25 protein-coding genes and 1 pseudogene are annotated in these 22,297 nt (G+C 60.4%); 14 read left to right on the top strand and 12 right to left on the bottom strand.

Annotated elements, in window-relative coordinates; all coding sequences use genetic code 11:
• Positions 1-190: 190 nt before the first annotated feature.
• Positions 191-859: a hypothetical protein gene (locus tag AC1C2Q_RS18270; RefSeq protein WP_495451288.1), complete on the bottom strand. Its 669-nt coding sequence runs from the start codon at positions 857-859 to the stop codon at positions 191-193.
• Between the two features lie 96 nt (positions 860-955).
• Positions 956-1,474, bottom strand: a pseudogene (locus AC1C2Q_RS18265) (GrpB family protein).
• A gap of 162 nt (positions 1,475-1,636) precedes the next feature.
• On the opposite strand from AC1C2Q_RS18265, the gene AC1C2Q_RS18260 reads away from it, so the two are divergent.
• On the top strand, positions 1,637-1,837 hold the full coding sequence (locus tag AC1C2Q_RS18260; RefSeq protein WP_495451287.1) for a hypothetical protein: 201 nt from the start codon (positions 1,637-1,639) through the stop codon (positions 1,835-1,837).
• 38 nt (positions 1,838-1,875) lie between these two features.
• Complete coding sequence (locus tag AC1C2Q_RS18255; protein WP_495451286.1) at positions 1,876-2,274, top strand: hypothetical protein; 399 nt, start codon at positions 1,876-1,878, stop codon at positions 2,272-2,274.
• A 59-nt stretch (positions 2,275-2,333) separates the two neighbouring features.
• Here AC1C2Q_RS18255 and lepB read toward each other — a convergent pair whose 3' ends face one another.
• Entirely contained in the window at positions 2,334-3,179 is an 846-nt protein-coding gene (gene lepB, locus AC1C2Q_RS18250; RefSeq protein ID WP_495451285.1) for a signal peptidase I, read from the bottom strand.
• A gap of 257 nt (positions 3,180-3,436) precedes the next feature.
• Entirely contained in the window at positions 3,437-4,072 is a 636-nt protein-coding gene (locus AC1C2Q_RS18245) for a hypothetical protein (RefSeq protein ID WP_495451283.1), read from the bottom strand.
• A 574-nt stretch (positions 4,073-4,646) separates the two neighbouring features.
• On the opposite strand from AC1C2Q_RS18245, the gene AC1C2Q_RS18240 reads away from it, so the two are divergent.
• Positions 4,647-4,979: a hypothetical protein gene (locus AC1C2Q_RS18240; protein ID WP_495451281.1), complete on the top strand. Its 333-nt coding sequence runs from the start codon at positions 4,647-4,649 to the stop codon at positions 4,977-4,979.
• 142 nt (positions 4,980-5,121) lie between these two features.
• On the opposite strand, the gene AC1C2Q_RS18235 is transcribed toward AC1C2Q_RS18240, so the two are convergent.
• Both AC1C2Q_RS18235 and AC1C2Q_RS18230 read right to left on the bottom strand, forming a co-directional pair.
• Complete coding sequence (locus tag AC1C2Q_RS18235) at positions 5,122-5,601, bottom strand: hypothetical protein (protein WP_495451280.1); 480 nt, start codon at positions 5,599-5,601, stop codon at positions 5,122-5,124.
• Between the two features lie 345 nt (positions 5,602-5,946).
• Positions 5,947-7,170 carry an LCP family protein gene (locus AC1C2Q_RS18230; RefSeq protein ID WP_495451279.1) on the bottom strand — a complete coding sequence of 408 codons (1,224 nt, stop codon included), beginning with the start codon at positions 7,168-7,170 and terminating at the stop codon, positions 5,947-5,949.
• 99 nt (positions 7,171-7,269) lie between these two features.
• Here AC1C2Q_RS18230 and AC1C2Q_RS18225 point away from each other — a divergent pair, with 99 nt between their 5' ends.
• The 4 genes from AC1C2Q_RS18225 to AC1C2Q_RS18210 all read left to right on the top strand — a co-directional run bounded on the left by AC1C2Q_RS18225 (position 7,270) and on the right by AC1C2Q_RS18210 (position 10,830).
• Entirely contained in the window at positions 7,270-7,836 is a 567-nt protein-coding gene (locus tag AC1C2Q_RS18225; RefSeq protein WP_495451278.1) for a LytR C-terminal domain-containing protein, read from the top strand.
• Between the two features lie 861 nt (positions 7,837-8,697).
• Positions 8,698-9,324, top strand: coding sequence for a hypothetical protein (locus tag AC1C2Q_RS18220; RefSeq protein ID WP_495451277.1), 627 nt, complete (start codon positions 8,698-8,700; stop codon positions 9,322-9,324).
• A complete protein-coding gene (locus AC1C2Q_RS18215; RefSeq protein WP_495451276.1) occupies positions 9,324-9,917 on the top strand; it encodes an RNA polymerase sigma factor in 594 nt (197 codons plus the stop codon). The genes AC1C2Q_RS18220 and AC1C2Q_RS18215 overlap by 1 nt, the downstream gene beginning before the upstream one ends.
• A 142-nt stretch (positions 9,918-10,059) precedes the next feature.
• On the top strand, positions 10,060-10,830 hold the full coding sequence (locus AC1C2Q_RS18210) for a class E sortase (RefSeq protein WP_495451275.1): 771 nt from the start codon (positions 10,060-10,062) through the stop codon (positions 10,828-10,830).
• 278 nt (positions 10,831-11,108) lie between these two features.
• Here AC1C2Q_RS18210 and AC1C2Q_RS18205 read toward each other — a convergent pair whose 3' ends face one another.
• Positions 11,109-11,735, bottom strand: a complete 627-nt coding sequence (locus AC1C2Q_RS18205) for a hypothetical protein (RefSeq protein WP_495451274.1) — start codon at positions 11,733-11,735, stop codon at positions 11,109-11,111.
• A 354-nt stretch (positions 11,736-12,089) separates the two neighbouring features.
• On the opposite strand from AC1C2Q_RS18205, the gene AC1C2Q_RS18200 reads away from it, so the two are divergent.
• The 3 genes from AC1C2Q_RS18200 to AC1C2Q_RS18190 all read left to right on the top strand — a co-directional run bounded on the left by AC1C2Q_RS18200 (position 12,090) and on the right by AC1C2Q_RS18190 (position 14,195).
• Positions 12,090-12,896, top strand: coding sequence for a hypothetical protein (locus tag AC1C2Q_RS18200; RefSeq protein WP_495451273.1), 807 nt, complete (start codon positions 12,090-12,092; stop codon positions 12,894-12,896).
• A complete protein-coding gene (locus tag AC1C2Q_RS18195) occupies positions 12,893-13,246 on the top strand; it encodes a GntR family transcriptional regulator (RefSeq protein WP_495451272.1) in 354 nt (117 codons plus the stop codon). The genes AC1C2Q_RS18200 and AC1C2Q_RS18195 overlap by 4 nt, the downstream gene beginning before the upstream one ends.
• Positions 13,247-13,472: 226 nt before the next feature.
• A complete protein-coding gene (locus AC1C2Q_RS18190) occupies positions 13,473-14,195 on the top strand; it encodes a hypothetical protein (RefSeq protein WP_495451270.1) in 723 nt (240 codons plus the stop codon).
• Between the two features lie 595 nt (positions 14,196-14,790).
• On the opposite strand, the gene AC1C2Q_RS18185 is transcribed toward AC1C2Q_RS18190, so the two are convergent.
• The gene (locus tag AC1C2Q_RS18185; protein ID WP_495451269.1) at positions 14,791-15,291 is read right to left on the bottom strand and encodes a hypothetical protein; all 501 of its coding nucleotides are present in this window, start codon (positions 15,289-15,291) and stop codon (positions 14,791-14,793) included.
• A 265-nt stretch (positions 15,292-15,556) separates the two neighbouring features.
• On the opposite strand from AC1C2Q_RS18185, the gene AC1C2Q_RS18180 reads away from it, so the two are divergent.
• Positions 15,557-16,204, top strand: a complete 648-nt coding sequence (locus tag AC1C2Q_RS18180) for a hypothetical protein (RefSeq protein ID WP_495451268.1) — start codon at positions 15,557-15,559, stop codon at positions 16,202-16,204.
• Positions 16,201-16,716, top strand: a complete 516-nt coding sequence (locus AC1C2Q_RS18175; protein ID WP_495451267.1) for an RNA polymerase sigma factor — start codon at positions 16,201-16,203, stop codon at positions 16,714-16,716. The genes AC1C2Q_RS18180 and AC1C2Q_RS18175 overlap by 4 nt, the downstream gene beginning before the upstream one ends.
• Before the next feature lie 171 nt (positions 16,717-16,887).
• Here the strand turns inward: AC1C2Q_RS18175 and AC1C2Q_RS18170 are convergent, their stop codons facing one another.
• Complete coding sequence (locus tag AC1C2Q_RS18170; protein ID WP_495451266.1) at positions 16,888-17,340, bottom strand: hypothetical protein; 453 nt, start codon at positions 17,338-17,340, stop codon at positions 16,888-16,890.
• A gap of 562 nt (positions 17,341-17,902) precedes the next feature.
• Between AC1C2Q_RS18170 and AC1C2Q_RS18165 the strand changes: the two genes are divergently transcribed.
• Positions 17,903-18,172 carry a ribbon-helix-helix protein, CopG family gene (locus tag AC1C2Q_RS18165; protein ID WP_495451265.1) on the top strand — a complete coding sequence of 90 codons (270 nt, stop codon included), beginning with the start codon at positions 17,903-17,905 and terminating at the stop codon, positions 18,170-18,172.
• A gap of 126 nt (positions 18,173-18,298) precedes the next feature.
• On the opposite strand, the gene AC1C2Q_RS18160 is transcribed toward AC1C2Q_RS18165, so the two are convergent.
• The 3 genes from AC1C2Q_RS18160 to AC1C2Q_RS18150 form a co-directional block, all read right to left on the bottom strand.
• Positions 18,299-19,006 carry a hypothetical protein gene (locus tag AC1C2Q_RS18160; RefSeq protein ID WP_495451263.1) on the bottom strand — a complete coding sequence of 236 codons (708 nt, stop codon included), beginning with the start codon at positions 19,004-19,006 and terminating at the stop codon, positions 18,299-18,301.
• A 466-nt stretch (positions 19,007-19,472) separates the two neighbouring features.
• Positions 19,473-20,348, bottom strand: a complete 876-nt coding sequence (locus AC1C2Q_RS18155; RefSeq protein WP_495451262.1) for a hypothetical protein — start codon at positions 20,346-20,348, stop codon at positions 19,473-19,475.
• A complete protein-coding gene (locus tag AC1C2Q_RS18150; RefSeq protein ID WP_495451261.1) occupies positions 20,348-20,914 on the bottom strand; it encodes an RNA polymerase sigma factor in 567 nt (188 codons plus the stop codon). The genes AC1C2Q_RS18155 and AC1C2Q_RS18150 overlap by 1 nt, the downstream gene beginning before the upstream one ends.
• A gap of 842 nt (positions 20,915-21,756) precedes the next feature.
• On the opposite strand from AC1C2Q_RS18150, the gene AC1C2Q_RS18145 reads away from it, so the two are divergent.
• Positions 21,757-21,981, top strand: coding sequence for a hypothetical protein (locus tag AC1C2Q_RS18145; protein WP_495451260.1), 225 nt, complete (start codon positions 21,757-21,759; stop codon positions 21,979-21,981).
• The last annotated feature ends 316 nt before the right edge of the window (positions 21,982-22,297 follow it).

The raw sequence follows: 22,297 nt of genomic DNA, 5'->3' as shown, positions 1-22,297 counted from the left end.
ACGCCCGCAGAAGTCCTTGCCGCGCTACTCTCAAATCCAACAAATCAAATCGGTGTTGCAGACACCGCTTGAACTCGCCGGTTATGAGACATCTGGGTTACGAGACACTCTCCGCGAGGCTTCGGTGCCCTTCGCTCTCGGAATACGCACGCAGCGACTCGTGAAACTGCACAGGACCAATCCGCCTGATCTACGGCGTGGGCGGTGCATACGTTACAAAGGGCAAAGCATCCTCGAAGATCATGAGTGTGTAGGTTCCGCGATCTTCGGGGGATAGCTTGGGATTGTTTGAGGTGGCCCCGATACTGCCCACAGTTGCAGTTTCGAGACAGGCTCCAGCATTGGCACCGGGGACCCCGAAGTCGACGTACATGCAGGTACTTTTGCCCTCATCCTGCGTTCCGATCCAGACGGGCCTGTCGTTAATGACAGTCGAGAGGAACAGGGACCCCGAATCATAATCGACGTCCGAGGGGGGTTCGATCTCCAATTCACTGGTGAACTGACTGCCGTAAGTGGCCAATATCTCGTCCGGGCTTAGATATGGCGAAGACGAGTTCAGCGCCCCCACGAACCCACCGACCAGCCCGCCCAGCACTAGACAAGCGGCGGCGGCAGACAGCAGCCCGCGCCACCCGAACACCCTGGACGTGGACGCCGAGTCCACTGGGTGAGGGTGTGCCTCCGCCTCGGGCATCTCGTCGATTTCGTCCTCGGAGCTCTGCGGATCGTCCGTCGCGCGAGGCGTTTGCAGCTCTTTCAAGCGGGCTTGCTCGTCGAGCGAAAGGCCGCGCGCTTCAGGAGAGTATGCGAGGGCCAATAGCGCGTTGAGTTCTTCGTCACTAGAGCTGGCGGGCATGTATTACACGCTACGTCAGTCGATTGGCGGCGAGCGAACCAGGCGGCAGTCTCGAAATGCTGCAGCCTGTCGCATATTCCATGGGTTTCGAGACGCTCAGTCCTCAGCGGATTCGGTCGAACGAGTCGCATTCGTGAGGATCTCGGACACAACAGAAGATTTCGCCCTGGTGTACTCGCCCCATCCAATGGCCAACGCTGCTGCTTCCCGTTTGGCGGCGAGGTACTTCTCCCGGCTCTTCTTATCCGTCAGCAGGATGTCTCGGAAGCGCAGCCGCTTGTTCCACTCCTCACCTTGAAACTCGAGAATGTGGATTATGAACGCGCGAGCTGAACGATCCGGATAGCTCAGCCACACATGATCGGATCGTTATCCCTCAAGGTCGAACCCGCACTGCGCCAACTCGCGACCAGAAAGAACGATCTCACCCGCAGCCACGCCAACCGCCAGATCGACGACGGGTTTCGCCGGTAACCCTGGAACAGACGTGGATCCAATGTGCTCGATCTTGGCGCTAGGTAAGTGCTCTAAGAGTCCGACCGCCATCTCCGCGGCGTTTCGCGCCCAATCTTCGTGCTCGCTCGCAACGAGAGTTACGCGATCGTCGGATGTCATCCGATGAGTTTCGCAGAATCAACTGACTGTCTCGTAACTCCGGTGTCTCGCAACCCATGGGATGCGAGGCGCCTTGGACTGTCCCGAGATCATCAAACGTCACCGCGAGACCGTTCATCCACTGTTCACTCATTGCGTTTCGGCGGGACGTAGGGTGGACGCATGATCGAGGCGTTCGGGGCAATCGCAGTGATGGCTTTCTTTGTCGGCGCCATCATCTGGCGTGTGCGCAAGAACCGCTGGGAGCGAAGCATGAACCGCGATGACGGGATCAGGACGGACACGGCGGGAGACCTCGACGGCGACGAAGCGGCACGTCGCGCGCTTGATCGCACCGCCTGGACGCGCATGTACGGTCCGTGACCTGCATGTGCGTGTGTCCCGTGTGCTGAGATAGGCACATGTACATCCGCTTCCAATCGCCGCATCCAGGCAAGCGCGGCGTACATACTGGCGTGTTCGGGTTGGCGAATGGCCTCGGCAGAGGTGGTGCTCTGACTGCTGAAGAACATGCCACATGGCGCGCGGGGAACGACTGGTACAACGACGCCTATCCTGATCCGACCACCTCTGATCCGAGCGTGTACGACCAGTCCATCAATCCGCAGGCCACTGCCTGGTTCAAGAGCACTGCGACACATTTGCTCGAGCGCATCCCAGAGTATTTAGAGATCCTGCAAGCGCACGGCGTGGAATGCCAACGCGTCGATTCCGACGCCCCAGGACGAATCATCTACGAGGACGACGTCCAGATCGTGGTCGTTCCGCACGATGCACCACCGAACGGCGATGTCTCCTAACCTAAGTGTCTCGTAACCCATGCGATAAGAGGCAGCCCCGTGCGGTTCGGACGGGGACGCTAGCGTGGGTCGGGAACGTGCCTGAATTGGTCCTTGTAGGCGTCGATCCACCCGAGGCGATCGAGGGGCCAGGTCACAAGAAACGCGCGTCCCTCGACGTTCTCGATGGGAACAAAACCGTGGGTCGGTTGCTCCTGGTGTGCTCGAGAGTCGGCAGATGAGTTCCGGTTGTCACCCATGACCCAAAGAGCCCCGGGCGGGACGGTGACATCGAACGCGATGGCGGAGCTTGGACGGCTGGGGTCAGCTAGGTAGGGCTCTTCGATCGAGGTGTCGTTGATGACGAGCTGGCCGAGCGCATCACAACAAATCACGTGGTCGCCGGGCAGGCCGATAATGCGTTTGATGAGGTGGTCGTTACCATCGGCTGGGGCAAGGCCAATGAACCCGAGCACGTGATCAATAGGGGTGGGCGATGTTGTGTATTCCCGAAGCCAGCCGCCGGGGTCGCGGAACACAATTACGTCCCCCCGTCCGAGCGCAGATTCGTTGGCGCTCAACTCGTCGACAAGAATGCGATCGTCCACTTGCAGCGTATTTTCCATCGATGCTGATGGGATGAAGAAGGATCGCACCAGGTAGGTCTTCACTGCCCATGAGACGAGAGCAGCGATGATGACGATTATGATCACGTCGCGGACGAAGAAGAGCGCTCGTTTGCCCGTACGAGGTCGCATTCCCGAGGGCTTCATTGCAGGACTCGACCTTTCGGGCGCGGTAGGTTCCACCCGCTCATCGTAGACGTTGAGTTGAAGACGCGCAGTGGACGACGTCGAACGAGACTCGCCAGCTTCGTGAGCCAATGCCCGGCATGTGTCTCGTAACCTCGGCGTCTCAAAACCCATGGGATACGCGACACCTATCGTGGCGTCTTGAACGGCGGCCAGCTCTCGGCGTCGGTGAGACGCCTCGATTCCGTAGGGATACGAGACAGATCAAGGCCGTGACGGCGGAGCTCTCACCGCGCCCACTCACCAGCACATCTACGCGTCAGACACCGAGGTGATGAGCCACGTAGGGTAAGGATCCCGAGTTCGGGACCATACTTGTGCTTCACCGGGAATACGCCGATGCACCTTTGGGCAAGAACGCGTGCGTCGCGCTAAAGGATCTCCGTGACAATGCCACCATCGGTAGCTTCAGCACGGACAGAGAATCCCCCGAGGTCGGTTGCCAGAGTCGCCGATCGTATTGACTCCGCTATGGCTTCCGCAGAGATGCTCGCGGTCACCGACGGCGAGTACTCCACCACGATCTCACGGTCCCGCGGCACCGGCACCACAGTCACCGCAATGTCATTACCGTGCGTGTCTAGAAGCGACTGGAACAGCAGATCAACCAACGCAGAAATCTCTTTCTCACTCAGCCCAAGATCTCCGCGCAGTTCGATGCCTGACAGCTCTCTGACCGCGTCCTCCGCGCCGTGGGGAATCGCGCCCTTGAAGGCAATCCACCCAGAACTCTGGTCCGCATTCACCTCCGCGGCTCCATAATCGTCGGGGAAGGCTTCTTTGACGCGATCCACGGTGTGAGAGAACGAAACCCCCCATGTGTCCTCACCGCTCGCGGCCGCAGCCCGCTCGAGCGCCACCAGCTCCTCATAACTAGGCATCTCGGAAGTTTGAGCCGCACGAACTGGTTCCTGGGAGGGCGCGGCCTTGGCACGTTGCACCGTTAGCGGCAACAAGGCGACAGTGACCAGTGCGAGAACACCAGTCCCTGCAAGGACAATCCGCATGTAGCGCACTTTCGCCTCCGAGCTCCAGGACTGCGTGAAATTAATCCACACACTAGCCAGCGCTGAGGCAACCCACAAGAGAAACCCGTAAGCGAACGAGAGCCCCTGCCCGCAGCCCAGCGTCGAGAAAAAGCCTTTGTATCAAACAGCGGACAGCTCGCTCCTTAACTGAAGAGAACTCTACGAACAGGAAGAAAATCTTCGCATACGAACCCGCAAATGATCCGATGTCACCCGACCTCACAAACCGGATGGTCCGCATTGTAGGTGCTGCGATCGCCGCTGCTTGTGGTGCTCAGGACGGTCAACCCTCGACGCGCGATGCTACCCGTAGCGGGGCCCGGTCAGTGACCCGGCTCACTCCAGGCGGGACTGCCGGGACTGTCGCCGCCCTCGAGAGAGACCAGAACGTCTAGGCGTCAGACACGCCTCTGACTGAATTGAAAGGTGCGAGTTCAGCAGGGCACAAGCGTCGTGCGGTCTCCGATGATCGCGAGGTGGCCACTAGAGTATCCGGCATGACCGAGTGCCCCGCCAGCGGTAGAGTGCGATCAATCGCGAGCAAGGATCAGTAGTGGACGAGGAGCGGGACTCTCGATCGGCGTTGGGCGATGCCCTGGTCGGCGCGCATGTGCTGGCTGCAGTGGTGGCTGCGTTCTTAGTTGTCACGAATATTTTGAGAGTCCCGGGCTGCGTGGACCGATGCAACTACCCGGTCCTTGAGGACGTAACCCGAGTATTCTGGCCGCTCAACTGGATCGTCTTGATCGTTGCGGCCGCCACATATTTTCTGCTTAGGTCACGGGTTCGACATGCCTGGCTCGCTCCAGCAACCGGAATCGCCGTCACGCTCGCAACTTTCATCGCCGCAAGTTTCATGATCAATGAAGCCTTAATCGTCGGATAGCCGATACTGCCCGTCGTGGCGCACGCGCCTAGTCTTGAGAACCTTTTTGGAAGGCTTCGAAGCCGATCGAGCACCTGTCTCGTAACCTGGCTGTCTCATATTCGCCACCCATGAGTTACGAGACGTCGAAGCTGCGAGACACTCAGATGAACGTGCTCAACGCGCGCCGGTAGCTGTCACTGTTCTCACGCGTTGCGGCGGTGGTGAGAAGGGCGTTCTCGCCGACTCTGCGGATGAATTCACCCGAACAAGGAATGGTCACGATTTTCGTCAGGCCGGCACGCCACGCCGGGATCAGTGCCGGCAGATCACGCCGCTCGGGGTGGTCTTCGAGTTGCGTCGGCATCCCCGCCAGGTGAGCATCCATTCCGCGTTGGGACCAGGTACTGTGCGAGTCGTCGAACGCGCTGTCTCCGAAGCTGTCGCGCCAGCTGCGTCCGACGATTCGGTGGAGAAGATTGGCGCGTTCAGTCGAACCGTCCGCGGTGTGCTGAAGCTCCTCGAACAGTCCTGGGTCACTGTCCTGACCCACGTCCGCCACGGCGGCATGCCAGATGCCGGGCCACGCGGCCTCCCACTCGTCGCGAGTTTCGGCGCTGACCGCAGAATCCTGAACGGTCACGGGCGTGTCCAACAGCAACGGAGGAAGGTCTTCACTTGGAGGCCGCAACTCATACGCCTCCCGGATCCAGAGTAACTCCAGGAGGGTGTGAGGTCGATCCTCAACGGTGATCGACATGTCGTGCGGCCACGGGTTGCCCGGTATTGGTGCACTGTCTCTCATAGTCCCACTCTCAGTTCCACTCATCCTTGCCGTCTCGCGTGCTCGAAGCAACGATCTGCAAATCTGATCTCGCTCTGAAGACAGCACACCTGTCTCGTAACCTCGGTGTCTTTCAACCCATGCGTTCCGAGACACCCCTCTGCGACTCACTAAACAGCCAGGCAGGTCTGGCAGCACGTCGATTCAGTCGGTCTTCCCGTTCGAGCAGGTCGGCTGTGCAGCAGAGTTGCCCCTGATGTCGTCGGGGAGGGCGATAGGCGTTTCCTCAGTCGGCGTTTCCTCAGTCGGCGTCGCCGGTTCTTGGACAACGACTCCATCGTGGTCTGTGTTCTGGTGGGTGACTTCGAGGCGCTGATTTGCGGCGATCGCGTCCCACATGATCTGCGCCGAATCGTAGTTCGGTACGACCTTGTTGACGTCGTCCGGATCGGTGAACGTCGGATACTGCAGGAAAACGATGTCTTCGAACGACACGTCTTTGACCGCGAGTCCGATCTGAACAAGGGTCATTGGATTCGTCAAGGTGCTGCTTGGCTGTACGTTGCTCAGCGCGGCGTTTGCCAGGCGCAGCATCGTCGGAATGTCACCGAGTACTTCGCCGCTGATCAACTTCTTGGCGAGATTAGACATGTACTGCTGCTGGTTGCCGATACGGCTGAGGTCGCCCCCATCACCAACGCCATGGCGGGTGCGGAGGAACTGCAAAGCGTCATATCCCTGAAGCGTATGGTTGCCCGCAGGTAGGTTGAGCTGCGTGTGGTAATCCCTGATCGGTGAGGCAAGACAGACGTCCACTCCGCCGATGGCGTTGGTGATTTCGATCACCCCTCCGAAGGTGACCGACGCGGCAAAATCTATGCCCTGGCCTGTGAGTTGCTGGACCGTTGCAGCCACGCAGTTGATACCGCCATCCATATAGGCGCTGTTCAACGGCCGCTTCTCCATTGCAGAAATCGTGCTGCCGTCCTCGCGGGTGCATTCCGGAATCCCGATCATGAGATCGCGGGGCAAGCTCACGGCCGTGATCCGTCGCGGCTCGTCAGAGACATGCACAAGGAGGTTGACGTCATTCAAGTCACCTTCGGCGTCAGGCCCATCGCACCGGCCAGGGAACAAATGCGCGTAGTCAGGCTCGCACACATCCAAGCCCATCAGCAGCAGATTGAACCCGCCCTCGAACTCACTGATGTCCGGCGGCACAGGACGCTGGCCCTCGAGTTCCACCGCATCAGCGGTCGCCGTCCCGTAGAGATCCGAAACCACAACCGCGGCGACACTTACACCGCTCACGAGTACAACGGCTACCGCAATGCCAACCAGCTTGAGCAGCAGGCTGAGCGCACTCGGTGTATGCTGCTGCCCGTGTCGGGCGGTCGTCGTCCGGCTATAAGTCCTATTACGTGCCACGTAGATCCCTCGTCAGTGTTCGCTTCCTCCGCGGGAAGCGCTGCGCGACAGCATAGGCGGTGTTCCAGGAAAATCCCTTGACGTCACTAGCATGATGGAATGGCCACACAGCAGCGCGATCGGTTCGACGATGTCCCGCGTGAAGTAGGACGTGTCGGTGCTCACCGCGCCGAACAGCCTCGGCTGAACCGCTGGGCTGTCCTTCTGTGGGCATTTGTCGCTGCCCTAATTCTGATCGTCGCTGGGATATTCGTCTCGTTCGTGTTGATGGGCCGCATCACGTTCGGCAGTGAGCCGGCGCCATCCCCAACGCCATCTGAGACAGGTATCGTCGACACCTCTTATGAGGTGCTCATTCTCAACGCAACCCCAGAAGAGGGCTTGGACGCAGAGATGCGGGCTGTGTTGATAGACGCCGGTTGGGCAGATAGCTCTCTGCTCAGCAGTGGTGCAGCGAGCGACTTCCCTGCAACAACGGTCATCTATGTGAACGACGATGACAGGGCAGCTGCGCTGGGAATTGCTGAAGTGATCGGCGGCGCTGAGGTTCAACAGGATCCGGAGTACCCGGTGCTGAGCGGCGGTGAGGGCAAGCAGGTCGCTGTGGTGATCGGGCTCGATCGCTCAAGCGCGGCGTCGCCGCCTGCTACCACGCCGGCCGGGTAGCTGCGGCTGCCCAGGTTCAGGACGACGAACGAGGCTCTTCGCCAAAGGGGCTCTGTATTCCCGCCACACGATGCCTGCCACGAGACCTTGCTCTGCCCTCAATGGCAGCCCATCCAAGGGGGACTGCTGCACGGTTAGGTGACGGTTCTAGTCACGCACAATATGGGAACCACGTACGGACATCTCGGGTGTCGCGAGTAACCTCAGATGAAAGATCCGGATGTGAACTCTGGCGGTCGGAACTTAGGTGGTACAGGATGAAACTATGTCTCACGTACGCCAAATCGCCGCGTCTGTTATCGCCGTGGCATCTATCGTGCTCCTTGCTGGCTGCACCGCTCAGGAACCATTCGCGGAACTCCAAAGCGAGCGCGAGACGCACGACGAGTTGCCGCAACTAGAAGACTATTCCTACGACCCTGTTGACGTCTCCTCCAGCCGGTTTGTCGGCGAGCACGATGGGACATCGCTCTGGCTCGCTCGGGGCCTTGAGCCGTCAACAGTGTGCCTTATTGCAGATCCCGGGGACGACGGCTGGATCGTGGCTTGCGGCGGCGCGCCGATAGGAGCACATGGTGGAGCTGGCACCTTCGAAGTTTTACCAGACGGCGCAGTAGCACCAGAAGGAGCAACCCAAGTCTCCGAGAACGTTTACGCGTGGTGAGGATTTTCCGGACTGTCTAACCTCCCTGTCTTGTAACCCATGGGATGCGAGGCAGCTGTCACTGCGCTAGGTCCAGCACCCAGCACCCACGAGACGTCTCGTGTCGCTAGGGTTTTGAGACACAAGGCGAGCCGATGTGAGACGGTTTGAGCGATCCAGTCATGTCCTAGGTAAGGGACGATGATGAGGAGCGCACTATGAATGAACAAGTGAAGTCGGATCTCGCGTCTGCCGATCCGGTGGTCGACAGCGAAGACGTGAAACTTCGTGCCCTTGTACGCCGAGCAGCAGCGGATGCTCGGGCCGTAACGGATGCAGGCCGACGACGTCCGGCCACAGGCGGACGTGTTCCTTGGTGGAAGCGTCGACGCGCCCTGATCCCGATTGGTCTCGGGACTCTTGTGGCCATAACCGGTGCAGCAGTTCTGATCCCGCTGCAACTTCGCGTGAACGACACTCTCGTCGATCTCGACGCGGAAATTCCGATCATCTACACGACGGACACCGGCGTCGACGTGAGCTGTCGCTACGGCTTCTACTTTGGTGATCCAGCCGACCGAACGGACGCGGACGAAAAGCTCGCCGACTTCGTGCAGACTCACGACTGGACCGGTATCGGACAACGCATCTACGACGAGGCAATTGCGAATCCGTTTGTCCCCGGTCCGAACGATGATTGGGAAGTTGACACCCAGGAGATCCGGGACCAGTTCTCGTTCAATAACGCAACGTCGACAGTGATCTGGGAAGAGATTCCGGAGGAATTGGTGCAGGAAGGGCAGTCTTCGGGCAGTCCATCAGATTGCAAGGGTCAGCTCCGTTGATGCGCCGGCGACCGCTCCCCCCGGAACTTCGCGATTGGGTTGAGATCGTCGTCGAAGAGAACGCTGGCGACCTTCTCCGCTATTTTCAACGACGCGTGACTCCGCCAGAGGATGCAGCAGATCTCCTCGGGAACGTGTTCCTCGTTCTTTGGCAACAAGGCGCGCGGGTGCCCACCACCGATGAGGGCGCAAGAATGTGGTGCTTCGAGATCGCACGCAACGTGCTGCGTGAGCACCGCCGGAAGACGTTCAGGGCGATCGAACTTGCGAATGAGTTGCGAGACCATATCCGCGACACGACTCAGCAGGACAATTCCGCAGATGTCGCTACGGAGACTGCGATGAGGGCTGGCGACGTCCGTCGAGCGATCACGCACCTCGACGAACGGGCGCGGGAGCTCCTCATGCTCATCTATTGGGACGGATTCAGCATTGCCAATGCTGCTCGGCTTCTATCTATCAACGAATCAACCGCACGCACTCGTCATGTGCGTGCGCTTCGGCGTCTCGAAGCCACCCTCCAATCCGATGGGCACATATTCGTTCGCAAACAGGGCCACCACCCCGCCAGTGTGGTGGACTCCACCCAATAGCCCACGCAAATGTGGATTCCGAACGCGTGAGCATGAGTGTTCAGACTGTCTCGTAACCTCGGTGTCTCGAAACCTATGGGATTCGAGACAGTAAGGCTATGAGACATGTCATGTTTGGGAGGTGGGTGGGTAGGATCTCCCCATGACCGCGCGTGCTGTGTCCAAGACCAGACGCCAGCGCCGTCATAGACGCCCTCGTGCGACATTCACCAGCATGCTCGGGGAATTGCTGCTGACTGCGGGGGTGCTGGTTCTGCTGTTTGTGTCGTGGCAGGTATGGATCGGCGACATCATTATCAGCGCTCAGCACAATCGGGAAGGTGCGGAGATCTCCGAAGCTTGGGAGCGAGCGCCGGTCCCTGAGCCGCCGCCTCTCATCGAGTCCGATGATGGCGAGATGTATTACGAGCCTCCGATCCTCCCTCACCCTGCCGACGCTGAAGAGTTCGCACAAATGCTCATTCCGCGGTTCGGTCCGGAGTACAACGTGAAGGTTGCCGGCGGCACGACACGTTCGCGAACCCTCGACCACATCGGCATCGGCGTGTACACACAGTCAAAGATGCCGGGAGAGGTCGGTAACTTCTCACTGGCCGGACACCGCACAACTTGGGGCATGCCCTTCAGATACATCGACCAGCTGAAGCTGAATGACGCGATCGTTGTCCAGACTCTAGGCGGCTGGTACACGTACCGCTTCCGCAACCTGGAGTACGTCAAGCCATCCGAGGTCGACGTACTCCTCGACGTACCCCAAATGCCCGAGATGCAAACCGAGGATCGCTACATCACCCTCACTGCGTGCTCTCCGTTGGGCTCGCTCGCCGAGCGCATCGTCGCGTATGGCGTCTTTGACTCATTCCAACCAAGAGCCGAGGGCCCGCCCACGTCCCTAAACGATGGATCTTCCTAGCCCATAAGGGCATCGGACGACGTGGCCTAGCCCTCTTACATCCCATTGGTTTCAAGACACCGGCTGCGATTCGGCTGACGTCACGGCCCAGGCGGCGTCGATGAGACGGCTCGTATCTCTAGGGCTTTGAGACGGTCTGGCATGCCGCATAAGAGGCACCCGCGTGGAGCAGGTTCACCGGGAAGCTTGCCTGAACACTTTCGGCGACACCGCCCGCCGCCTGACCGACGATCTGGTCGCCCCCTCTCCCCGCGAGCGGCGAAGGGAGGTTCAGCTCACTATAAGAACTCGGGACGAACTTCTGCCACAGCATTCAACTCGTGCTGGAGCTGATCGACAAGTAGCGAGCCCCGGTCGCGCCAGTCGCTGGGATCGGCGAGCGGTTCATCCACTTGCCTCGACAACCACTCCTCGTTCCAATCAAACAATGCAGAGCCCAAATCAGGTGAGATATCGATGGAGCTGACGCCGAGGCGGTATTCGTCGGAGAAGTCCTCCCATAGCGGCCAGCCGCTGATCCACTCGGGGAACACGCGAAGCAGTCGCAGGCCATTGGGTAGGAGCGGTTGTAGCCCGCGTTGAGTCCTGGCCAACAGGTAGCGGCTCTGCATCTGTCGGCGGAGCAGCCATTGACGTGCAGTGACAGGAGTGTCGTTGTAATCCATCCCAGAAAGCCAAATCAACCCGCGTGCACCATGCGGCTCGTCATCCACGATCGCCAACGACCAGAGGTATTGGTCGCCGTCCGAAAGCGCACGCGCGGAATCCATGGCTTCGTCGAGGGTGGCGTCAACGAGGTCCACGGCTGTCACATCGTTGTCAGGGCCCTTGAACACCAGGATGCGGAAGCGAGGGTCGTCACGCTCCCATGTGGAGTCCCGCTCATCGACATACTCTCCGCGCATGAGAACAGAGTACGTCGCGGGCTGTCCGTCACATACCCTCAGGCGAGTCGGTATCTCGTAACTTACCTGTCTTGTAACCCATGAGATATGCGACTGCTGCCCTCGGCGTGGCAGAAACTGCGTTTGGAGGCGACTCGGGTAATTGTATCCTTGGGCGGGTACAAAATTGTGCTAGCGTCCAGGTACAAACTACCGGGAGGGTGAGCGATGATTGAAAAGCTGCTGGATAGCTGGTTTCTGTTGCCGCTTGCGCCTGGTGCGGAACTGGTTGTTGCGGTTCTGGTAGTGGGTGTGGCGATGATTCTTCGTCATAGGCAGATGAGGGGCGCTGCCTCTGGCCGACGACGAGTGCCGATGGTAGTTCGGGTCACTTCGGGAGCGGTAATTGCAGCTTGGGCCCTGGACGTCGTCGCGCAATCGCTTTGGGTGGCGTTCCCAACGATTCTGTGGTGGAACTTTGCCCTGCCGCTCGTGATCACCGCGGCGGGCGCTCTGGCCGTAGGACTCTCCATCCCCAGACTCGTACGACGCACGGGCGAGCCAACTCTGATTGGCATCCGACGCACTTGGTCGAGCTTCACGGATCGGCTTCCGTTGATGGCGACGGGAACTGCAGGTGCGCTCATCCTTGTGGTCACGTTAATCTGCGGGGTTGTGTCGTCGCCAGATGAGTACGGCAGATATGTCCTCATCAATTTTGGTGACGCCGGCGTTGCGACCTTCTACGGATGGATGTTCGGTGTCCCTGTCCTGATCGGCCTGCTGCTGCTCATCATGGCCACCTTGGCGGCCCTTTCCAGGATCACCACCCCACCATTCTCGAGCCCGCTTGCAGCGCAGAATGAAACCGTCTCGCGCCGCACTGTCTCCAACGCAGTGGTGTATCTCACCGGGTCTGCCCTCACTCTGACGCTGGGCGGGATACTGACGATGATCGGCGGATCAGGATCGGGCTCCGCCGGCGTAGGCATCCCAGGAGTCGGAGATTTTGTGTGGAGCCCTGGTTACTCGTCGTTCGCGGAGTTCTTCACCTGGAGCGGTTGGGTCATGCAAGTTGCGTCGTTCGTGATGCTGATTGTTTTGGTCCTCGGATTCGTCCCGCTCAGATCTGCCACTTCAGGCGTGGGTGACGTAGCAGTCAAGGAAGCGCAGACACGATGACTCCGCGTGAGGACGACGCTGCGTCGTCGTCGGCTATCTATGAACGATTCCGGGGGCTCATTGCCAGCGGCTATCTTGGGAACGGGGAGCGGCTTCCCACGGTTCGGCAAACGGCTGTGGACTTCGGTGTGTCGCCTGGTACTGCCGCGCGCGCATTCAAGCAACTCGAACAAGACCGACTCATCGACACACGAAAAGGTGCTGGAACGCGAGTTGCCGAGGGCGCATCCCCGCTGCCCGGACCCTTGGTCATCAAGATTCGTGAACTCGTAGAGATGGCACAATCCGCGCACGTCTCCGCAGACGATTTGCAGAGCGCACTACAAGCAATCTGGTCTGCACGTACGTGATCCAAACCCAGCCATTTCGAGCTCTCCGTCCCTCGTTGCGGACTTCCTCAATCGATCCGTTTCTTCAGCTGGTCGAAGTGTCTCGTAACCTGACTGTCTCGAAACCCATGGGGTAAGCGACACCGAGGTTGCGAGACACTCACTGTTGCCGAGGCTCCGGGGCAGTCGGAACCGAGGGCTGGCTTTCTGCTTCACCTTTTTGCAGTGGTGGACGAGACTGGGATACATGGAGTTTGGAGAGCGCTTGGCGGAGGATGCGGCGGATCCGGCGGACGAGCGGTGGGCCCGCGTCGCGCGCATGCCGTTCTGTGTCTTCGGGTTCGTTCCGCAGCCCACTGTCGAGGAGTTTGGGCTCGGCTCCCACGGAAGCGGATCGGACGGCGCTGGTGTTCGCGACGGCCACGTCGGGATCAGTTATGTCGTCATTCGCAATCCGGGAGATCGGGCTGACCCTGCGAACTTTGCGCGACTCGATGAAGACGTCCAGCGCCAGCTCGACTTGGTTCCGCCGACGCCGTATCCGCGATGGCTGACCGAGCAGATTGAGCGACAACGATTCCCGATGCTGCATAACGCGGTGCACACAAGCTGGTATCGCGACATCGACAACCGGCCCTCTCTCGACGAAGCGCTTGTCGAACACGCGACGGACGTGCTCAGGACGAGCTTTCGACGCGAGCGCGGACTCGAAGGCAAGCTCGGCGGCCTCCCGCCCGCGCCTGACCTCACGACGGCCGCCGTCCAACACGACGCGCTCCTCAGCATCGACGGAGCAGACCACCCCGCGGCACGGATCGACACCGACCCGCACGTCTTCGCGATCGGAGCACTCGTCGACGACTCCACTTTCCTCACCGCTGTCGTCACGCGAGACGAACTCTTCCGTGTGCGTCTCGAGTTCTCGACTCGCCCGACCACCCACGCCTGTGATCCTGAGCGACTGGCGTAGAGCGGCGCCGACCCGACGATCCCAAACCTTGGTGTCGCCTATCCGATGGGACATGAGAGAGCGAGGTTATGAGACACCAGTGCGTTTCTCATAGCGGATCCTTCTGTGTCTCCACCAAGAGCAGCGGCCCCAGAACATCAGTCGCAGCAGTTCGTCCTGGAGCGAGCCGGGTCACTGACCGGGCCCTCGCTACGAGTAACGTCTCGCGTCGAGGGTTGACCATATCCTGAGCACCACAAGCAGCGGCGATCGCAGCATCTATAATGCGGACCATCCGGTTTGTGAGGTCGGGTGACATCGGATCATTTGCGGGTTCGTATGCGAAGATTTTCTTCCCGTTCGTAGAGCTCTCTTCAGTTAAGGAGCGCGCTACCCGCTGTTTGATACAAAGGATTATTTCTCGACGCGGGGCTGCGGGCAGGGGCTCGTTCACGACCAGTCGGGAGGCATAGTCAAAGCAGGAACTGGGGTCGCTGAAGGATCCGCGCTCTCACCGAAGGCCTCTCACGGACCTGTTTCACAGCCGATCTATCTCGTATCCCATGGGCTACGAGAGACATCGCGGTTGCAAGACACCCACTCGGTGCACCTTCGGCTACGTAAGAAGGCTCAATATCGTGATCGCAGCACTGACGGCCGCGGCTGTGATGCTTACCCATTTGCGGTATCGGGTCGGTATCAGAACTGCTATCAACGTCACAATGAAGACGAGCACAAGGACGAATGGTGCGATCACCGCAAGGGTGTAAAGAGCGTATGCCCTGGGATCGAGCAGGCCAATCGAGACCCACAGGATGCCGCCGACGAGTAGCACGATTCCAGCGGCGAAGAGCGGCGCAACTACTCGCTGTTGGCGGAAGGTGTGCTGGATTGCAATTGCGGTGCCTCCGAACGATCCTGCGCCGAAGAACGATAAACCCAACGTTCCCGCGATGCTCAGGAGCTCGAACCGGCCCGGAACGGTGAGACTGACAATGCTCGCCGGGACCAGAGCGACCATGCCCGCGAATCCTGCGGCCGCTGGCCATCGCCGGAAGAACGGTCCCCAGATGGTGGTGTCCCTAGCGCGTTTGGCCGTGTTGCTCTTTGTGACCATGGGGAAAGTCCCTCCCTTATTCCACCATTCCACAATCACGCGGGCACCGCGGCTACGCCGCTGCTTGATCCGCTAGTCACTCGCCAGCGCGGGACCGATGAGAGGGCGGGTGCCCTCAGCGATGTGGTGCTACGCCGGGCTGTGCCGCGATGGTGTCGCATCCCTAGGGTTTTGAGACAGTCATTTCGGCTGTCTGACGCGTCGGCAGACGTTTTGGGCGCGGCCGGACATGTCCATGGTGTAACCCTATTTCTAGGAGATCATCATGAGTTTGACACCCGACGACGACCAACTGGATCGACTTCTTGGGGAGTCGGTTCCGGAGACCGCACCGATCACTGCGAGCGTTGCGAACGAGATCACACGCCTTCGTGGAGTGACGCAAGCAGAAGTAGGTATGTCAACGCGCGTGCGCCGGTGGCGACGGCCAGCGGTCGCGGCACTGGCGTCCGTCCTCGTTCTGGGTGGTGCAACGGCCGCAGCTGCTGCAACCGGGATCTGGACCATGCCGTGGGCTGATGATCCTGTGGCTTCGTTTGATTTCACTCTCCCGAGTGGTGCCGTGTGTGAGCAGCGCATCGGCAACGTGACGGGGCTTGCACCTGACGAGATTGCTGCCGTGGAGAACTTTTACCGCAGCACCGATCTCGAAGCACTTCTCACGGATGATGCGATCAATGCGACCATCATTCAGCGCCGCACCGGCGAGATTATCTACAGGAACCCGGACGGATCGACCGAACCTGGCGGTTTGGGAACCGAGCACTACAACGCCGATAAGGAGTACTGGACGGCGGTTTGGGATGTGGTCACGACAGCGCTTGACGATGACCTCAAGCGAGCGGGTATCGACGGAATCGACACGGACCTGTCATTCCAAGGCGAAGCGAATTGTCCGGGCGCGGACTGGTGACACGCAAAGAGGTCGACGCTGCAGCGTTGACAGTTGTCCTCGCCCGGGACTCCGCTGACGTCCTGAGGTACGCCGAACGCCGTATCGGCAGAGAGGATGCCGCTGACGCCCTTGCCGAAGTGATGCTGACGGCATGGCGTCGCGTTGATTCGATGCCGCGCGAGAGTGAGCAAGCACGAATGTGGCTATTCGGGATTGCCCGAAACGTTGTCGCAAACGCCACACGGAGCGTTCATCGACGCGGGCGGCTCGCAGAGCGCCTCCGAGGAGCGCTCTCGTCGGCGCGCGTTCATGGACACCCAGCAGATCGCGGTCTCGAAGTGAGAGACGCGATTGCTCGACTTTCTGGGGAGCAGGCCGAACTCGTGCGGTTGGTCCATTGGGAGGGGTTCAGTGTCGCCGATGCCGGCGCAATCCTCGGTGTTCCTGCATCGACAGCACGTACCCGATACCAAAGGGCGCGAGCGGATCTCAAAGAAGCACTGTCGCTTGAGCGTGACGGAGTCTCATAATCCATGGGACAAGTGACACGCCACTACGTCGTTGCATAGTGCTGCGAGCGGCGAGACGAGACCGCGCGGTCAGCGTAGCGACCTGATCTTCACGATGAGGGGGTCTGTCTCACGAGAGTTGTCAGCAACTGCGCCTGGTCAGTGTTTCCGGGGCGGGGAGTGCGAGCGCGACTACCACGGGGGCATCAGTAAACTGCGAGAAACTTCGATGATCTGGACTCCACGAGCCGGAGGCGCTGTGCTCGCCCCGATAGCGTCGAATAGCGCGACCCGATCCTCGTCAATTGTGTGCGCTTCGATCTGATCCAGCCCGGATATCAGCGCATCCACGTCCATAAGGTAGGCGCTGTCGGGCGCGGTCTCACTATCCGAGCCCCTATACGGCACGGTTACCTCGAAAGCAGCATCCTCATATGTCACGTCGACGTCGATCGACATGACTGTGTTTCCTCCCTCGTCCTGAACCTGCTCCCAATCAGCGATGTCGACGCGAGGAAAGTCCCACTCGATCCCACTCCATGAGGCATCCAGGAGTTCCCATCCTCGAGACAGAAGAACTTCGTGCAAGCGCGACAATTCGCGGTACGAATAAGCACCGTTCAGCGACAGCTCACGGAGCTTCACTTCCTTCGATACCGTAGGAGAGTCGATGATACGGACAAGTCGGTCATGCCGCTTCTGATCAGCGAGACCACTCGATTCAGAACCCTGACGAGTTTCTCTCTTCCGCCGGCTAGCCTTCCCCATTTGCATCTCCCTGTTCTGTCGAGCCGCGATACAACCGAAGCGCGAGTGAGTACCGCCACCCGCAATTACACATCTACCATGCCGCACTGACATGCCGAAGTTCTGTCACTTCTTGAGGACGACGAATGGTGAAGCTGGGACCAGGTTGATACAACGGATAGTGGCATTGGAAGTACGCTGAGGGCGTGCGCAGTTGCCATCGAGATTCACCTCGGTGACTCAATAGTTGACGCGGCTGCCTGTCCCACCTGTGCTGACGTTCTCCGAGGTCGACGGTGAGCCGGGAGCATGTCATCGCATACGTCGGCCACCCGCACGGGCAGGCTGGCCGTTACCTCGAAGGGATCGCCGCGCACCACCTGCGGCGCAGGATCTAGATCTTCCATGTCATGCCCTTGACCGATATGTTCCGCTACTTGCTGTACGAAGGAGAAGCACAATGGCTACCGACAAGTACGAGCTGGCAGCTCGCGCTGAGCGCGGCGAGCTGACCGTGAAGCCCAGCACCATCCGACGCGGTGACGAGGCCGCTGCCGAAGCGCGAAGCGCTCTCATGGCGGCGACCGGCGCAGAGACTCCGCAGGAGGCGGTGCAGTCGGCGGTGGGGTTACCGATAGTTGGCGCGAAGCGCGGCCCGTCGCCGGTCGTGCGTGCGCGTGTGCCCCAGGCACTCAAGGATCATGCTCATGCTCATGCGTCGAGGGGATAGAACAGTCGTTCTAGACTTGCTACCCCTCAATGCGACGGATTGCTGTGCCGATCTCTGGTTCTGGGTACCCGCGAGTCAATCTTCTTGATCGGCGAATCGAGCGCGACACGCACTTTGGCGGAGACATCATTGCTCGTCTGGGGCGTTCTTCGGGCCGCTGGTGTCCCAGTGCTCGCCGCCCGCTCGGGCAGTGCGGACGGCGGAGGCCCACATCTCTCCGTCGACTATGCGCGCCCGAGCCCGAAGGTCGCCGGCCCACTTCCACGCCTCCGGGTCTCCCATCATGATCGGCGTCTTCGACCGGATCCGGTCATACACTTCCTGCAGCCGGCCCTCGTATGGATCAGTCCTGATGAAATAACCGAGGCTGTGCTGATCATAGGCATCGGCATAGGTCCTGTGGAGCACGCGTTCGTGCTCAATCCTGCGGGCCTCCTCGACGGACATAGGCCACCACTCGACGCGCGGAAGGTCGTCGAGGAGCGACTTGTCGTCAGTGTGTTCAACCGGGGCGTCGGGTGCTTGCGCTATCGCCTCGCCGAAGTCGATGCGCCAGGAAGATCCGACGCGGGTGATCCGCGTCGGCCTGATCCAGGGCGTGTGCCGAGCGCCGTACGTTTCCGGGGGCTTTTGTATAGCGGGGTTGCCCCGCTCCGGCAGTCCGCCGTACCCGAGCGGCGCGGTCGGCGGCCAGTAGAACTCCAGTGGCGCATCGTCGGCGACGTTCAGGTCCGCGACCGCCCAGCCGCGGGCGACCAGCTCTGCCTGGACGTCGCGACCCAGCAGTCGCCAGCCTTCCTTGTGTATGCGGATCTCGTCATCAGCTGACGTCATGCGCGCTCACTCCAGCCGGCGTCGTGAGTTCGACCCCATGGGCGGTCATGATCATCGAGGACGGTGCTCCCACCTGCCCATCTCCTGCCGCACGTCGGGCACGAGATGTTCCAGTCATCGGATCCGCGGATCTCGATCATTCGGCCGATATTTTCTCCGCTCGATGGGCACCATGTCTTTAGATCTTCCTCCTTCTGAAGGATTGCTTCCTGGATCTCGACGAAGGACGGCTCGTGGTCATCACGGTGATTCATAGCAGCACACTACGAGGGGCTACTGACATCGCTGCTAAACGCTGGTTTGCAAGCGCATTCTGACCACGAACTTGGGCTGCTGAAGGATCCGCGCTCTCACCGAACGCCTGGCTCGGACGCGATTCATAGCCGATCTGTCTCATCCCATGAGTGTCGATACACCCGGGTTTCGAGACACATCGGCCGGAGCTCTCGGGGAACAGCACTGATCGCTACCCAGCGATACGGACGACCCCGATCTCGGTTTCACCGTCGAAAGTGTAGACGGGAATCGTCCAGCCGTTCGGGTACTTCTCGGCGGCTTCTTCCTGCCAGCGCAGTGCATCATCTGGATTCGTCGGCAGTCCCTCATGGTCAGGACTGGTCGCGTACAGTTCGCTTGCGAACGCATATCCCTCGACGGCTGCGCCGTCTGGGGCGATACCGACCACGCTGACCAGGTCTGGGTCGCCTTGGGTTGAGCCCATGATGCCGTATGTCTGCCCGTTCGCGTTGATGCCGAGGCTGGTGGGTACGTGGGTGACGTATTGAACAGTCACGATCCCGGTGAACGCGGAGGGCGTCAAGTACAGGGTGTCGATGGAGCTATCTAGGGGGAAGTCGTACCAGGTGCCGGAGTTCGGGCCCGCGGAAAGGTCCTCGACGCTCCACGAAGCGGAAGGATTGTTCCCGCCCGGATCGGTGCCCCAGTTGAGGGATCCCGCGGTCGACGCGGTGATCGTGACGCGGGCGTGAGTCGCCGCGTCCGGTCGGTCTTGCAGCGAGATCTGCGTCGCAGTCTCGACGTTTCGGCTGATCGGTTCGCCGAGCAGAGAGATGATGGGCGCGCCCGGTATCACGCCTGCGGGCGCCGTGACAGCATCCGAGTAGCGGGGTGTGGGCTCCCCTGACGGTTGCGCCGGCGCCACGGTGAATATCCCGGTGGCGGCGAACGCTCCCGCAGATACTCCGGCACCTGCCAGTGCGCCAACCAGAACAAAGCCCGCAGCCCACAGCCTCCGCTTCCGGCGGGAGGGCGGGTTCTCGGCGACGTGGTTGATGAGGTTCGCTCTGATGATGTCTGAGCGTTCCGGGGTGAAACCTGTCATCATGACCCTCCTTCAGTGAGCAGATGCGGAGCGACCGCGGATCGCAGTCGTGTGCGGATTCGAGAGAGTCGCATCTTGGCAGCTGACTCGGACAGCCCCAACACGGTCGCAGCCTCACGGATTGTAAAACCCTCCAGGGCCGTCATCGCGAGAAGCTTCGCGTCCGCCGGGCGTGCAGCCGCGATCGCTTCCCGCAGCGCGACCAGTTTTTCGTCTGCGCGATCCGCGATCCGATCTGCAGGATCGGGCACGACGGGCGGGGCAGGCAACGCCGCAAGGAACCGGTCATAACGACGTCTCGCGCGGGCCGCGTTCCGCGACACGTTCTGCGCCGTGACGATCAACCATGGCAGCAGTGACCCGTCAACGAACCTCACCGATCCCCGGCGTCGCCACAACTCCAGAAACGTGGCCGCAGTCAGGTCCTCGGAGTCACTCGCGGTATTGCCGCTCGCAATCAGATGACGGAAGACACGGTCACGGTGCCGGTCCCAAATCACGCCGTAACGACGCATATCGCCCGCCAGCACGAGCACCCACACCATCTCATCCGAATCATCCGCCACACTTCATAATGTCCGCAGCCGCCCGAATAGTCACAACCTCCCCGCGATGTATTGCAGGCCAGCCAGCAGAGATGGCGATCCGACACACACCTTGCGGAAGCCTCCGCGCCTGCCGCAATGTGCTTTGCTCCGCTCTACGGTGGTTCCCTCTCGGCGTCACACCCGAAATGCAGCTCGCATTCCATGACTTTTGCGACGATGATTTGGGAGACACCCGTGGGCGTCGGAATGTAGCAGTTCAACATCGTGAGACGATCCCGGAGATGGATACCACAGCTGATGAAGAACTTCGTAAGCTCCAAGCTCGCGCATACGGTCCAAACGCAGATATTGCGGAAGACCATGCGGCGCTTCAACGCCTTCAGGAGTTGGAAACTCGCCACGCGAGGAGAGAGTTCGAGTCTCCCAACGACGACACACTGAGATCAGTGACGGAAGCCACGTCCGTTGAGTCGATACCTCCGGGGGCGAGGGACGAAGCGACTGACCTTCCAAGCATCGACGGAGATCCGGAGCCACACGCCCCCGCAGCTACCCGACCGTCTGCGGAAGTGCCGACTGCGCGCATTCGACCTCGAACAAGGAAGTTATGGATCGCGTCTGTCGTCGCTTCGAGCGCGTTGGCGGCGAGTGCCGCCTACGCGCTGACTGCGATTTCTCCGGTCTCCGCGTCCTCGGGCGCTCCCCAGGTCGCCACCCTGGAACCAAGCACCGCAGTCGCGGTTCCGGCTGGTTGGTTCGGCGCAGACGAAACTACATCGGTGTTCAACTTCTATGGATTCACGCTCTTCACAGTCGAAAGTTACTTGGACTCAGCGCCCGACTCAATGTGTCTTACCATCGTGAAGACGGACCAAGTTCCGGCCGAAGAAGGCTTCGATCCATCCTCATGGACCTTCAGCGGCGCGCAGTACTCGGGTTGCAGCGTCGGCGCATTCCCTGCTGTCGTCGAAGTGCCCTTTGGCGACGAGGTGCCGGACGAACTGAGTGCGCGCTTTCCAGCGGGTAGAGCGTTGCAGTTCGCGCTTGACGGTGATCGCGTCGGCGTCTTCCTCGACAGCGAGTAGACAGTGCCTCAGACACTTATAGGTTTCGAGGCACCGAGGTTCCGAGACATATTCACACCTCGCCATAACACGGACTAGCGATCGGACGCGCGCACCGCACAGACCAGCACCTGACGGATTGCTGTTGCGCAGGCCGATGTTCGTGCAGGCTACTTGCGGCGACGAGACTCCTCAGTCCGTTAAACGTTCACCCTTCGGAACGCGAAGATCGTAATAGCGAGCAGCGATTACGACCGCCACCGCTAGGACCGCCGACAGGAGAACGGGAGCCAAGGGCGGACCCATTTCATCCCGTACAGGAAGCGGTGAGAGAGTC

It is taken from the genome of Microbacterium sp. Y356 (genome assembly GCF_059445355.1).
Note: the sequence above shows the minus strand (reverse complement) of the source record. Positions and strands in the feature narration are given on the sequence as shown.

Coding starts and splice junctions, on each gene's coding strand:
- AC1C2Q_RS18270 (WP_495451288.1), bottom strand. CDS start 859: ATGCCCGCCAGCTCTAGTGACGAAGAACTCAACGCGCTATTGGCCCTC.
- AC1C2Q_RS18260 (WP_495451287.1), top strand. CDS start 1,637: ATGATCGAGGCGTTCGGGGCAATCGCAGTGATGGCTTTCTTTGTCGGC.
- AC1C2Q_RS18255 (WP_495451286.1), top strand. CDS start 1,876: ATGTACATCCGCTTCCAATCGCCGCATCCAGGCAAGCGCGGCGTACAT.
- lepB (WP_495451285.1), bottom strand. CDS start 3,179: ATGGGTTTTGAGACGCCGAGGTTACGAGACACATGCCGGGCATTGGCT.
- AC1C2Q_RS18245 (WP_495451283.1), bottom strand. CDS start 4,072: ATGCGGATTGTCCTTGCAGGGACTGGTGTTCTCGCACTGGTCACTGTC.
- AC1C2Q_RS18225 (WP_495451278.1), top strand. CDS start 7,270: ATGGCCACACAGCAGCGCGATCGGTTCGACGATGTCCCGCGTGAAGTA.
- AC1C2Q_RS18220 (WP_495451277.1), top strand. CDS start 8,698: ATGAATGAACAAGTGAAGTCGGATCTCGCGTCTGCCGATCCGGTGGTC.
- AC1C2Q_RS18215 (WP_495451276.1), top strand. CDS start 9,324: ATGCGCCGGCGACCGCTCCCCCCGGAACTTCGCGATTGGGTTGAGATC.
- AC1C2Q_RS18210 (WP_495451275.1), top strand. CDS start 10,060: ATGACCGCGCGTGCTGTGTCCAAGACCAGACGCCAGCGCCGTCATAGA.
- AC1C2Q_RS18205 (WP_495451274.1), bottom strand. CDS start 11,735: ATGCGCGGAGAGTATGTCGATGAGCGGGACTCCACATGGGAGCGTGAC.
- AC1C2Q_RS18200 (WP_495451273.1), top strand. CDS start 12,090: ATGGTAGTTCGGGTCACTTCGGGAGCGGTAATTGCAGCTTGGGCCCTG.
- AC1C2Q_RS18195 (WP_495451272.1), top strand. CDS start 12,893: ATGACTCCGCGTGAGGACGACGCTGCGTCGTCGTCGGCTATCTATGAA.
- AC1C2Q_RS18190 (WP_495451270.1), top strand. CDS start 13,473: ATGGAGTTTGGAGAGCGCTTGGCGGAGGATGCGGCGGATCCGGCGGAC.
- AC1C2Q_RS18185 (WP_495451269.1), bottom strand. CDS start 15,291: ATGGTCACAAAGAGCAACACGGCCAAACGCGCTAGGGACACCACCATC.
- AC1C2Q_RS18180 (WP_495451268.1), top strand. CDS start 15,557: ATGAGTTTGACACCCGACGACGACCAACTGGATCGACTTCTTGGGGAG.
- AC1C2Q_RS18165 (WP_495451265.1), top strand. CDS start 17,903: ATGGCTACCGACAAGTACGAGCTGGCAGCTCGCGCTGAGCGCGGCGAG.
- AC1C2Q_RS18160 (WP_495451263.1), bottom strand. CDS start 19,006: ATGACGTCAGCTGATGACGAGATCCGCATACACAAGGAAGGCTGGCGA.
- AC1C2Q_RS18155 (WP_495451262.1), bottom strand. CDS start 20,348: ATGACAGGTTTCACCCCGGAACGCTCAGACATCATCAGAGCGAACCTC.